Source organism: Xanthobacter aminoxidans (assembly GCF_043193615.1).
GTDB classification, from domain to species: domain Bacteria; phylum Pseudomonadota; class Alphaproteobacteria; order Rhizobiales; family Xanthobacteraceae; genus Xanthobacter; species Xanthobacter aminoxidans.
This window is the reverse complement of the sequence record NZ_JBAFUS010000008.1, coordinates 1-11,907: the sequence shown is the minus strand read 5'-3', so window position 1 is coordinate 11,907 and position 11,907 is coordinate 1. Positions and strand designations below refer to the sequence as shown.

Annotated in this window: 12 protein-coding genes and 1 pseudogene; 3 read left to right on the top strand and 10 right to left on the bottom strand. The window is 66.1% G+C overall.

Annotation, left to right across the window (positions count from 1 at the left end; translation table 11 throughout):
- Window positions 1–14: 14 nt before the first annotated feature.
- Window positions 15–491 carry an Lrp/AsnC family transcriptional regulator gene (locus tag V5F74_RS23870; protein WP_024280136.1) on the bottom strand — a complete coding sequence of 159 codons (477 nt, stop codon included), beginning with the start codon at window positions 489–491 and terminating at the stop codon, window positions 15–17.
- Window positions 492–619: 128 nt separating this feature from the next.
- On the opposite strand from V5F74_RS23870, the gene alr reads away from it, so the two are divergent.
- Window positions 620–1,759, top strand: coding sequence for an alanine racemase (gene alr / locus V5F74_RS23865; RefSeq protein ID WP_394010197.1), 1,140 nt, complete (start codon window positions 620–622; stop codon window positions 1,757–1,759).
- A gap of 32 nt (window positions 1,760–1,791) precedes the next feature.
- Complete coding sequence (locus tag V5F74_RS23860) at window positions 1,792–3,045, top strand: D-amino acid dehydrogenase (protein ID WP_029557381.1); 1,254 nt, start codon at window positions 1,792–1,794, stop codon at window positions 3,043–3,045.
- 111 nt (window positions 3,046–3,156) lie between these two features.
- Here V5F74_RS23860 and V5F74_RS23855 read toward each other — a convergent pair whose 3' ends face one another.
- From V5F74_RS23855 to V5F74_RS23820, 8 genes are all read right to left on the bottom strand, one after another.
- Window positions 3,157–3,888, bottom strand: a complete 732-nt coding sequence (locus V5F74_RS23855; protein WP_029557382.1) for an ABC transporter ATP-binding protein — start codon at window positions 3,886–3,888, stop codon at window positions 3,157–3,159.
- A gap of 1 nt (window position 3,889) precedes the next feature.
- Window positions 3,890–4,681, bottom strand: coding sequence for an ABC transporter ATP-binding protein (locus V5F74_RS23850; protein ID WP_081837611.1), 792 nt, complete (start codon window positions 4,679–4,681; stop codon window positions 3,890–3,892).
- Window positions 4,678–5,727 carry a branched-chain amino acid ABC transporter permease gene (locus V5F74_RS23845; RefSeq protein ID WP_081837612.1) on the bottom strand — a complete coding sequence of 350 codons (1,050 nt, stop codon included), beginning with the start codon at window positions 5,725–5,727 and terminating at the stop codon, window positions 4,678–4,680. The genes V5F74_RS23850 and V5F74_RS23845 overlap by 4 nt, the downstream gene beginning before the upstream one ends.
- 3 nt (window positions 5,728–5,730) lie before the next feature.
- Window positions 5,731–6,606: a branched-chain amino acid ABC transporter permease gene (locus V5F74_RS23840; RefSeq protein ID WP_394010291.1), complete on the bottom strand. Its 876-nt coding sequence runs from the start codon at window positions 6,604–6,606 to the stop codon at window positions 5,731–5,733.
- 30 nt (window positions 6,607–6,636) lie between these two features.
- Complete coding sequence (locus V5F74_RS23835; RefSeq protein ID WP_394010196.1) at window positions 6,637–7,776, bottom strand: ABC transporter substrate-binding protein; 1,140 nt, start codon at window positions 7,774–7,776, stop codon at window positions 6,637–6,639.
- A gap of 35 nt (window positions 7,777–7,811) precedes the next feature.
- Window positions 7,812–8,747, bottom strand: a complete 936-nt coding sequence (locus tag V5F74_RS23830) for a BKACE family enzyme (protein ID WP_394010195.1) — start codon at window positions 8,745–8,747, stop codon at window positions 7,812–7,814.
- Window positions 8,744–9,685, bottom strand: a complete 942-nt coding sequence (locus V5F74_RS23825) for a 3-hydroxyacyl-CoA dehydrogenase family protein (RefSeq protein WP_394010194.1) — start codon at window positions 9,683–9,685, stop codon at window positions 8,744–8,746. The genes V5F74_RS23830 and V5F74_RS23825 overlap by 4 nt, the downstream gene beginning before the upstream one ends.
- Before the next feature lie 79 nt (window positions 9,686–9,764).
- Window positions 9,765–10,556: a cyclase family protein gene (locus V5F74_RS23820; RefSeq protein WP_394010193.1), complete on the bottom strand. Its 792-nt coding sequence runs from the start codon at window positions 10,554–10,556 to the stop codon at window positions 9,765–9,767.
- Window positions 10,557–10,730: 174 nt separating this feature from the next.
- Between V5F74_RS23820 and V5F74_RS23815 the strand changes: the two genes are divergently transcribed.
- A complete protein-coding gene (locus V5F74_RS23815) occupies window positions 10,731–11,519 on the top strand; it encodes an IclR family transcriptional regulator (protein WP_394010192.1) in 789 nt (262 codons plus the stop codon).
- A 162-nt stretch (window positions 11,520–11,681) separates the two neighbouring features.
- Here the strand turns inward: V5F74_RS23815 and V5F74_RS23810 are convergent.
- Window positions 11,682–11,907, bottom strand: a pseudogene (locus V5F74_RS23810) (methylisocitrate lyase); the annotation flags it as partial.

Genomic DNA, 11,907 nt, shown 5'->3' with positions numbered 1-11,907 from the left:
TTGTAGGGGCGTTCTCAGGCGGTTCCGCTGCGCCGAGGACGAGCGCGGGTGGCGAGCACGTTGCGGATGGCGAAGCTGGAATGGATGCGCAGCACGCCCGGCAGCGTGGAGAGAATATCCGTATGCACCCGCTCGAAATCCCCGGCGGTCTCCACTTCGACCCGCAGGCGATAATCGGCGCCTCCGGTCATCAGGTAACACTCCCGGATCTCCGGATATTTGCGGACGGCGCTCTCGAACCGGCGCAGGAAGTCTTCCGTCTGCCGTTCGAGGGTAATGTCCACCATCACCGACATGCCGGCGTCCGGGGAGGTGCGGTCGACGATGGCCGTGTAGCCCTTGATGGCGCCGCTGGTTTCCAGAAGGCGGATGCGCCGCAGGCAGGAGGACGGCGAGAGGCCGACCTCCGCCGCAAGGTCCGTGGTGCTGATGCGCGCGTTCAGCAGCAGCTGGCGGATGATGGCATGGTCGATGGCGTCCAGACTGCGCATGCGTGATTCTTCGAGTTCATGCCAAAATGTTGCGTTGATACGATCATATCGCAGCTATCGCGCACATAAAGCCCGGATTGTGCGCAGTCCTTGCGCTAGCCTTGTTGTCGGTCGCAAGAGGGCGGACGATGCACGGCACGATCTCACATTTCGACACGAGCGCAGCCGCCGGTGGCGTGCTGACCATCGATTGCCGAGCGCTGGCGGACAACTACCGCCGCCTGCGTGCGCAGGTGGCGCCCGCGCGGGCCGCCGCGGTGGTGAAGGCGAATGCCTATGGTCTCGGTGCGCTCGATGTGGTCCCCGAGTTGATCGCCGCCGGCTGCCGGGATTTCTTCGTCGCCCATCTGGGCGAAGCGCTGGAGCTGCTGCCCGCGGTGCGCGATAAGTATGGCGCGCGAGGCCTCGCGCCGCTCCGCCTTTACGTGCTGAACGGCCTCATGCCCGGTTCCGAGGGGACGTGCGCGGCGGCTGGCATCGTTCCGGTCATCAACAGCCTCGACCAGTTGGAGCGCTGGGCGCGGACAGCGGCGGCGCGGGGCGAAAAGCTGCCCGCCGTGCTGCAGTTCGACAGCGGCATGTCCCGCCTCGGCATGGCGCAGGAGGAGGCTGGTGTCGTTGTCCGCGAAGGCCTCGCGGAGGGCCTCGATATCCTTGCCATCATGAGCCATCTCGCCAGCGCGGACGAGCCCCACAATCCGCAGAATGACGACCAGCTGCGGGTTCTGCGGACCATCGCGGCGGCGTTTCCCGATGCGCTGGTGTCCTTTGCAAATTCCAGCGGCGCCTTCCTCGGCGCGGACTATCACGGAGCGCTGGCGCGGCCGGGCATCGCGCTCTATGGCGGGGCGCCCACGGCGGCCGGCAAGAATCCCATGCGTCCGGTGGTACGGCTCGATGTTCGGGTGATCCAGACCCGGACCGTGCCGGCCGGTGCCCGCATCGGCTATGGCGGCGCCTTCGTGGCACCGGCCACCATGCGCCTTGCCACTCTCGCGGTGGGCTATGCGGACGGCCTGCCGCGCTGCCTCGGCAACCGGGGCGCGGCGTGGTTCGAGGGGGTGCGCCTACCCATGGTCGGCCGCGTGTCCATGGACAGCCTCATCGTCGATGCGACCGCCTTGCCGGAAGGCGCGCTGGCCGAGGGCGCGCTGGTGGAGCTGATCGGCCCCCATCAGAGCCTTGAGGATCTCGCCGCCGCCGCAGGCACCATCTCCTACGAGCTGCTCACCCAGCTCGGCCGCCGCTATCACCGCCGCTATCGCTGACGGCGCGCCAACACATCGCAAAGAGAACTCACATGAACATCGTCGTGCTCGGAGCCGGCGTCATCGGCGTCACCTCTGCCTACTATCTCGCGAAGGCCGGCCATTCGGTCACGGTCATCGACCGCCAGCCCGGACCGGCGCTGGAGACGAGCTTCGCCAATGCCGGCGAGGTCTCACCCGGCTATTCCTCGCCTTGGGCCGCGCCCGGCGTGCCGGTGAAGGCGATGAAGTGGCTGTTCATGAAGCACGCGCCGCTGATCCTGCATCCCACCGCCGATGCCGCCACCTGGCGCTGGATGCTGGCCCTGCTCCGCAACTGCACCGCCGAACGCTACAAGGTGAACAAGGGCCGCATGGTGCGCCTCGCGGAATACAGCCGCGATCGCCTCGCCGACCTGCGGGCTGAGACCGGCATCCGCTATGACGAGCGCATGCAGGGCACCCTGCAGGTCTTCCGCACGCAAAAGCAGATCGATGCCATCGCCAAGGACATCGAGGTGCTGCGTGCCGACGGCGTGCCGTTCGAGGTGCTGGACCGTGCCGGCTGCATCGCCGCCGAGCCGGGGCTGGGTGAGGCGGCGGAGCGCATCGTCGGCGGCTTGCGCCTGCCGGGCGATGAGACCGGCGACTGCTTCAAGTTCACCGAGGCGCTGGCGGACCTGTGCCGGGGGCTCGGCGTCACGTTCCGCTTCGGCGTGGACATCCGCGGGCTGAAGCGCGCGTCGGGCAAGGTGACGGCGGTCGAGACCGGAACGGGTGACATTGCCGGCGATCTCTTCATCGCCGCGCTGGGCAGCTATACGCCGGCGCTGCTGGCGCCGCTCGGGCTCCGGCTGCCCATCTATCCCGTGAAGGGCTATTCCATCACCATGCCGGTCGTGGACGAGGCCCGCGCGCCCATCTCCACCGTGATGGACGAGACCTTCAAGGTGGCCATCACTCGCCTCGGCTCCCGCATCCGCGTGGGCGGCATGGCGGAGATCGCCGGCTTCAACCGCGACCTTCACGACGCGCGCCGCGGCACCCTGCTGCATTCGGTAGGCGACCTGTTCGCCGGGGCCGCGGATACGCGGGAGGTCAATTTCTGGACCGGCCTGCGGCCCATGACGCCGGACGGCACGCCGATCATCGGTGCCACCTCCTGCTCGAACCTTTACATCAACGCCGGCCACGGCACGCTGGGCTGGACCATGGCGTGCGGCTCGGGCGCGGTGCTGGCGGATCTCATCGACGGCCGCCGCCCCGCCATCGAGGCCGGCGACCTCGCCCTCTCCCGCTACGCCTGAACGGGGGGCGCGAGCCCCCTGTCGCCGCACCTGCCGGAGCGCCTCCGGGCCGGCTCCGCCCGGATGGGGTGGTACGCATGCAGAGTTGGTGGCATGGCCGGACCTGCTGCCTTACTGGTGGGCCGCCCCCTGATGATGGCCCAGATAGGCGCTCACCAGCTTCTCGTCGGCCATAAAGCGGGGCCAATCGCCTTCGCCGATCTCGTGGGCGACCCGCCCGATCGCCATCACATAGGCCCGGCTGGTTGCGCTCGACGCGATGGCGATGTTCTGCTCCACCAGAATGATGCTCATGCCGTCGGCGCGTAGCCGGCCGAGAACATCCAGGATGTCCTTGACCACCTTCGGGGCAAGGCCGGTGGAGGGCTCGTCCATCAACATGATGTCCGGCTGGAGGAGAAGCGCGCGGCCGATGGCGACCTGCTGTTGCTGGCCTCCGCTGAGCAGGTCGCATCGCACGTACAGCTTTTCGCCCACCGCAGGGAAAAGATCGACGATCCGCTCCAGGGTGAACACGCGCCGGCGTCCCCGGCCTGCCCGCTCGGCCAGGGCCAGATTTTCCCGCACCGTCAGCTCGCCGAAGAGGTTCCGGTTCTCAAGCACCACGGCGAGACCGAACCCACTGCGCAGATGCGGCGGGATACGGGTGATGTCCTTGCCGCCCAGGCGGATCTCGCCGTCCCGCGCGGGCAGGAGACCCGCCAGCGTGCGCACCAGCGTTGTCTTGCCGGCACCGTTGGCCCCCACGAGACCGACCACTTCTCCCTTGCCGATGCCGAGATCGATCCCTTTGAGGATTGTCAGCGCGCCGTAGCCGGCGCAGAGGCCCTTCACGCTCAACATCTCACACCCCCAGATAGGCTTCGCGCACGGCCGTATCCTCCTGGACGACCGCCATGGTGCCCGAGGCGATGATCCGCCCGAAATTCAGCACGTGGATGGCTTGCGCCACGCCCATCAGTTCCATGTCGTGCGAGACGAGCAGGATGGCGATCCCCTCGTCCGCAAGGAGCCTCAGCTTCGCGATGAGCACCTCGATCTCGGTGGTGGTGAGGCCCGAGGAGGGCTCGTCCAGCATCAGGAGGCGCGGCCGGCCCTGATAGGCCCGCGCCAGTTCCAGCAGACGGCGCTGGCCGGCGGTCAGCAGCGGCGAGGGCCGGTCGAAGACGGCGCCAAGATCGAAACGCTGCGCGGTCTCGTAAGCCTGCGCGCGCATGTCCGACATTTCGCGCCGCACCGAGGGGAGGCCGGCAAGGCCGGCGAAGAAACCCGAACGGCCGGACTTGAATGCGCCCACCATCACATTCTCAGCGACGGTCAGTCGCTCGAATATCTTCGGCGTCTGGAAGGTGCGCACCAGGCCGTCGAGGCTTCGCCGGCGCACGCTCTCGGCACGGATGTCCCGCCCATCGAACAGCACTGCGCCCGACGTGGGCGTCAGGAAGCCGGAGATGATGTTGAACAAGGTCGTCTTGCCGGAGCCGTTGGGGCCCATCAGTCCCGTAATGCCCACCGGCGGAGCCGTAAAGCTCACGTCGTGAAGCACCTGGAAGCCGCCGAAGCGGTGGGCGATGGCCTTCAGCTCCAGCAGCGGAGCTTCGGGCGCGTCGGGGGCAATGCGGGGAGCAAGGGTCATGGCATGGTCTCCCCGCGGTCAGCGGCGCCGGACCTGCGCCTCGTCAGCTCGATCAGGCCGCGTCCGAGACCCCACAGGCCATCCGGGAAGAACACCACGGATGCGACAAGCGCGAGCCCGAAGAGGACGCGGTGGATGTCGCCCAGAGCGCTGAGCAGTTCCGGCACGAGGCCGATGAACAGGGCACCGATGATCGCACCTGCCGGAACAGAGGCGCCGCCGATGACCGGGACGAGCAGGAACAGGATCGACTTGTCCACGCCGAAGCTGTCCACGTTCACGAACCCCACATAATGGGCGAACAGGCTGCCCGACAGCGCGCCGAGCCCGCTCGACAGCATGAAGATCCAGAGCTTCAGCCGGGCGTTGTCGATGGCCATCACCATGGCCGCATCCGGAGCGTCGCGCATGGCCTGCAGGGCAAGGCCGATGCGGCTGCCCATCAGATTGTGCATGGCAAGGATGATGGCGAAGGCGATCGGCCAGACCAGATAATAGTACCTTTCGGGCGTATCGAAGACGAAGCCGCCGATCGCCAGCTTCGGCACGCCTGGCACGCCGAGCGTGCCGCCGGTGATGAAGTCCGCCTCGAAATAGATGTTGGTGCAGATGATGCCGAGCGCGAGGGTCGCCAGCGCCAGGAAGTAACCCGACAGCCGCAGGATCGGCCGGCCGATGAGCGCGGCGATGGCCATCGAAAGCACGATGCCGATGGCGATCCCCGCTGGCGCCGGCCAGTTCAGCCGCGCCGAGCAATAGGCGCTGGCGTAGCCGCCGATACCATAGAACGCCGCCTGGCCGAGATTGACGATCCCGCCCTGCCCGAGGAGGAAGCCGACCCCTGCGCCGGCGATGGCATAGAGCCCGCAGAACACCAGGAGATCCACGGCGTGGCGTTCCAGAACCAGCGGCAGGATGAGGTACAGGCCGGCTCCGAATGCAAGAACGGACAAGGTGGCCGCCGACGGGCGGGCGGTCCGCAGCCGTTGCGCCGGCAGCTCGCCGGCAATTCCGGGCGGGGCCAGAGAGGTCTTGTTCGGCAGCATGGCTCAGCCTCCCTTGCGGCCGGCGCGGCCGAGGATTCCATCCGGAACGAAGATCATGATGACTATGAGCAAGGTGAGGGCGACCGCATCCTTCATCCCGGATGAGACGAAGACGATGGACATCGCCTCGAGGATGCCGATGACGAGGCCTCCCACCAGCGCCCCGAGCGGATTGGAAAGGCCGCCGAGGATGGCCGCGGCAAAGCCTTTCAGCGTGAGCAGCGGCCCCATCTGGTAGCCGACGCCGATGAGCGGGGCGACGAGGAGGCCAGCCAGCGCCGCCAGCAGGCCGCCCAGCGCGAAGGTGGCGGTGCGCATGGCGCGGACATTGATGCCGGTGGTGGCGGCGCCATCGGGGTCGATGGAGGCCGCCATCATCGAGAGACCCAGATGGGTGTGCCGGTAGAACAGGCGCAGCGCCAGGATCAGCGCGGCGGAGATGGCGATCACCCAGAGCGCATGTTCGCGGATGATGGCGCCGAAGACCTCGTAGACCTCGTCTCCCAGCGGAGGCAGCAGGTGCTCCTCCCGTCCGAACAGATAGAGTACCCCGGCCGAGAAGGTGAAGCCGAGGCCCACCGTGAGCAGGAGGAAGGATTCCTCCCGCGCCCGCCGCGCGAACAGGGCGCGGATCGGGCCGAGCTCGACGAGGATGGCGATGGCCATCCCCGTGAGCGCGCCGGCAACGACGGCCAGCCAGAGCGAAAGGCCCCATATGTCAGCCGCAAACACGGCCGTGGCTGCGCCGACCACGGCGAGCTCGCCCTGCATGGCGTTGATGACGTGGCTACCCTTGAAGATGACGGCGATGCCGAGCCCCACAAGGGCATAGACGAAGCCGTTGGTGACGCCGGCGAGCAGCGCCTGGGTGAAGAGCATCAAGGCCAAGGGATGTCCCCCTCTTTGGGTTCAGGAACCGGCCTTGAAAGGCAGGCGGACAAACTTGCCTTTGTCGAGCTTCGAGAAGACGTAACTTTTGAGCATGAGCCCGGTCATGTCCTCCTGGGAGAAATCGAACCGGGCCATGGCGCCGTCGAAGGGCCCGCGGATCGCCTCGCACAGGGCGCCAGGCTGGGCCTCCGGCCCGACCTTGGCGAGCCCGGCCGCCACCGCATTGAAGGCATCCCAGGCGCTCGCCTCCATGGTCTTGGGCAGCACCCCGTATTCCTTGCGGAAGGCATCCACGAACGCGGTCTGGCTGGGCAGAGGATCCTCGGCAACGAGGAATTCGGCGAAGACGATGTTGTCCGCCGCATCGCCCATGGCCTTCACATACTCATAGGTGGCAGTGCCGAGAGCCGAGAGGAGCGGCGCGGTGAGGCGGATCTGGCGGGCATTGCGGAAGGGCGTCGCCGAATTGCCGATGACGGCGATGGCGTCGGGAGCTGCGGCCTTCACCTTGGCGGCCTGCGTCGTGGCGTCGGTGGCGCCCACTTCCCACTTTTCCACCGCCACGATCTCCACCGGATAGTCGGGGCTCACCTCACGGATCTTCGTCATCACGATGTTGCCGTAGGCGGAATCATGCAGGACGCCGAGTTTCTTCGCGCCCAGCGCCTTGGTCGCGACCTCGAGCAGTGCGCGGGCGTTGAGGTCCTGCGACGGCAGCATGTGGAACACGCAGCGCCGGGTCTTCTCCATGGGAACGCCAAGGCCGGTGAAGGCCATGACGGGGATCTTGGCCGGGTCGGCGACACCGCCCACGGCGAGGGTGGAGGCCGTCAACGTCGGGCCGATGATGGCCTGCACCTTCTGCGAGAAGATCAGGTTGTTCGCTTTTGTGACCGCGACGTCCGGGCTCGACCCGTCATCCTCCATAACAAGCTGGACCGGGCGGCCGTCGATGCCGCCTTTCTCGTTCACCAGCTTCACGGCCAGTTGCAACCCGTTGCGCTGCGGGATGCCGGCGCCTGCGCCGGGTCCGGTGGTCGACAGGATAGCGCCGATGCGGATCGGTTCCGCCGCTTCGACAGGCTTGCCCGTACCCGCAAGAGCGAGGACGAGCGCGGGCACGGCCAGAAGCGCCCGGCACGACACTGATTGCTTCATGTTCTTCCTCCCAGATTTTATGATTGTTCGACACTTCAGAAACCGACGCGGTCACCTCCCTTGAGGGCGAGCATCGACCGCGCGTCGCTTGGCGTTGCGATCTCGTGGCCGAGCTCTTCCAAGATCTTGCGGACTTTCCTCACTTGCTCGGCATTGTTTGCAGCGAGCCGTCCGCGGCCGATGAAAAGGCTGTCCTCCAGCCCCACCCGCACATTTCCCCCCAGCATGACCGCCTGGGTCGCGATCGGAATCTGGTGTCGCCCTGCAGCAAGCACCGACCAGACATAGTCCGCGCCGAACAGGCGGTCTGCGGTGCGCTTCATGAAGAGGACATTGTCCATCTCGGGACCGATGCCGCCGAGGATGCCGAATATCGTCTGGACAAAGAACGGGGGTTTGACGAGCCCCCGGTCCACAAAGTGGGCGAGGTTGTAGAGGTGGCCAACATCGTAGCATTCGTGCTCGAAGCGCGTGCCGTGCTCCTCGCCCAGGAGCTTTAGGATCCGCTCGATGTCGCGGAAGGTGTTGCGGAAAATGAAGTCATCGGTGCTCCGAAGGTAGGGCTCTTCCCAATCGAACCGCCAGTCCTTGTAGCGGTCCGCCAACGGGTAGATGCCGAAGTTCATGGAGCCCATGTTGAGCGAGCACATTTCCGGGCGCGCCGCCAGCGGGGCGGCGAGGCGGTCCTCCACGCTCATATTCAGGCTGCCGCCGGTGGTGATGTTCAGCACCGCATCGGTCGCCTGCTTGATGACCGGCAGGAACTGCATGAAGACCTTCGGGTCCGGCGTCGGGCGACCGTCCCTCGGATCGCGGGCGTGCAGGTGGAGGATGGCCGCGCCGGCCTCCGCCGCGGCGATGGACTGGGCCGCGATGTCCTCGGGCGTGAACGGCAGGGCGGGCGACATGGTGGGGGTGTGGATTCCCCCGGTGATGGCGCAGGTGATGATGACCTTGTTGGCCCGTTTCACGCTTCATCTCCTTGACCGGGCTCTCCTTGGCCGAACTTGCGCACCGCGTCCTTCAGATGGTGAACGAGCGCAGCGCGCAGCTGATCGGCATCCCCCGTCCCCCAGCGTCGAAAACCTTCTCCGGACTTCATGCCGAGCCGGCCTCGCGCGACGAGATCGCGCAGATAGGCCGAGGGCGCAGCTTGGCGGTTGAGGGCGGGCAATATGGTCTCGTGGATGGCGAGGGTCAGGTCAGTGCCTACGAGGTCCGCATTTTCCAGCGGCCCGAGGACTGGGAGGCGCAGCCCGAAGCTGGCCTTGACCACCGTATCCACCGTCTCGGCATCGCAGATGCCCTCTTCCACGAGGGAGATGGCCTCCCGCCACAGCGCGTGCTGCAGCCGGTTCCCGACGAAGCCCGCCACGTCGCGCCGCACATGGACCGGCGTCTTTCCCGCTGCCGCGAGGATGTCCATGGTGCGCGCTACAATGTCCGGCGCGGTGCGATCCGTCCCGATCACCTCGACCAGCGGGACCAAATAGGGGGGGTTCCACCAATGGGTGCCGAGCGCCCGCTCCGGCCGGGCTAGGCCGGCCATGATGCTGCCGATGGGGATGACGGAGGTGTTGGTGGCGAGAATCGCCTCGGCCGGAGCGTACGCCTCGATCTCGGCGAACAGGGCGCGCTTGGCGTCGAGGTTCTCGGTCGCCGCCTCGATGATGAGATCAGCGCCGGCAACGGCGTCCGCGAGCTTCTGGCAAGGCAGAACCCGCTGCGCGGCGGCAGGGTCCTGCCCCAGTGCGGAGAGGTTGGCACCGATGCGCGCGCGCAGGGACGCCAGCGCCTCGGGCATCGGGTCGAACACCCGGACCTCGTGGCCCCGCTCCGCGAATACCTGGGCGATGCCATGGCCCATGAGGCCGGCGCCGACAATGGCTATGATTGGCTGTGCGGTCATGCCCTTCTCCTCCTACATCCACTGCAGGGTGCGACCCGTCCCGGCTGGATGCCGGAACGGGTCAGGTCGGGATACAGCCTCAGAAGGGGGTGCCCGCCTCGATGCGGTAGGCCTGCTGGGGATCCTCGATGGCGACGAGGCGGATGATGCAGCCGTCGCCGCGGTCCCAGTTCCAGGGGAAGAAGGCAAAGGTCACGCGCTTTCCGGTGACGGCATCGAGATCGCCGCCCACATTCTCGATGCCGAGAATGCCGTTGGTGAAGAGCTTGCGGTGGACCGGCTCCCACTCGGGGTGATCGTCCTTCCAGTCCCGGCCGCCGGACCACGCCTTGTATTCCTCGGCGAGGTGGGGATGCAGGGGGCCGTTGCGGTGGGGGCCGATGGCGGTGGCCAGCGGATGGTCGTTGGCCTGGGTATCGTGACCGACCACCTTCACCCGCTTCTCGACGAACCAGTCGCCGGCCGAGGCGACAAAGCCCGGCGCGTAGCAGAAATACTCGGCATTGTCGTCGTAGAGCTTGTGCCAGCCGGTGTTGACGATGACCACGTCACCCGGGCGCACATGCGCCCCTGCGGCCTTCTCAAGGTCGTCGTAGGTGATGGGGTCCCACTTCTTCTTCGGGATCGAAACGACGATCCCGGTGCCGAAGAAATGCGGCAAGGGAACTTCATCGATGAAGGGCGTGCCTTCCACCACGTGGGCCGGCGCATCGATGTGGGTCGTGTTGTGCATCGTGGTGGTGATGCGCTGGGTCAGAACACCAGATTTCGCCATGTAATGGATGCGTTCGATCTGCACATCCTGGAAATATGGCCAGTTCGGCGACTGGAATCCGAACCGGTGTGACAGATTATAGAATTTCAGTCCCATGTCATTGTGAAAATTTGACTGAAATCTGATGCCACGGATCGTGACAGTCATCTAACGCCTCCCAGCGTCTTGCCCTCGGCGAGGGCGGATCTTTTTCGTTGTTTCCGGGATATGGCGCAGGAAGGGAGTGGTCAAACAGAATGATACATGTGTATTGTAATGCGATACACATCCATGGAGCGGGCGATGACGGAGGATGGAGCGGCCATCCGCGAAGGGGGCGGGATCCAGGTGATCGCCCGGGCGGCGGCCGTCCTGCGGTCGCTGAAGAACGTGCGTTCGGGGCTCAGCCTGGCGCAGATCGCAGGCCGGGTGGGTCTCCCCCGCTCGACCGTGCAGAGGATCGTCAACGCCCTGCTGGTGGAGGACTTGGTGATTTCCGCAGGTCCCGAGGGCGGCTACCGCCTCGGGCCGGAGATCCACGCGCTCTCACGCTCGGGAAAGATCGACATCGTCGAGCAGGTGCGCGCCCACATCGTCGCGCTCTCCCAGGCGACGGGCGAGACCGTGGACTTCTCCGTGCTGCGCGGGAGCGAGGTGCTCTTCCTCGATCAGGTGACGGGAACGCACAGGCTGCGGGCGGTCTCGGCGGTCGGTGACATTTTTCCGCTGACAAATACGGCCAACGGCAAATGCTGCCTTGCTCTGCTCGAACCCGAGCGAGCACGGGCCCTGGTTCGCAAGGAACTTCCCGGCACGAAACGACTGGACGCCGTGCTCGCCGAAATCGCGGAGGTGCGACGGACGGGCATCGGCTTCAATCACGAGGAGCACACCGTCGGGATCAGTGCCGTGGGCATCGGCTTCCGCGATGCCGCAGGTGGAATCTATTCGATCTCCATTCCCGTTCCCACCTCACGCTTCGAACTCGTGCGCGATGATGCAATCCGCCATCTGCAGTCGCATAAGAGCCAGATCATCGAAGAGTTGGGCGCCGGTAACAAAAACGTCCGCATGGCGTGACTGTCGTGGACGCGAATATTAGACGTAAGGAGAACGGACCGCAGCGAGAACACAGTCCAATTCTGAGCGAGGGCAAATAGGGGCAACGTCACGTTGGAGAAAATCCGGTCGGCATCAGAAGAAAAATTCTCTACTTGCGCGATGCCGACCGAAGAGGAATGACTACTCTGCCGCGAGCGTCGGAACCACGGTTGCAACGATCGACGCATCGAGTGCCTCGAAGGTCTTGAGGCCGATGAGATCGTAGAGCTCGGCCCGCGTCTGCATTTCGCCGACCATTGCCTGCGTGGAGCCATCGCGCGCAAGCGTCGCGTAGAGCGTTTCCTGTGCCTTGTTGGCCACCCGCAGCGATGACACGGGCCAGATCACCAGACGATAGCCCATAGCC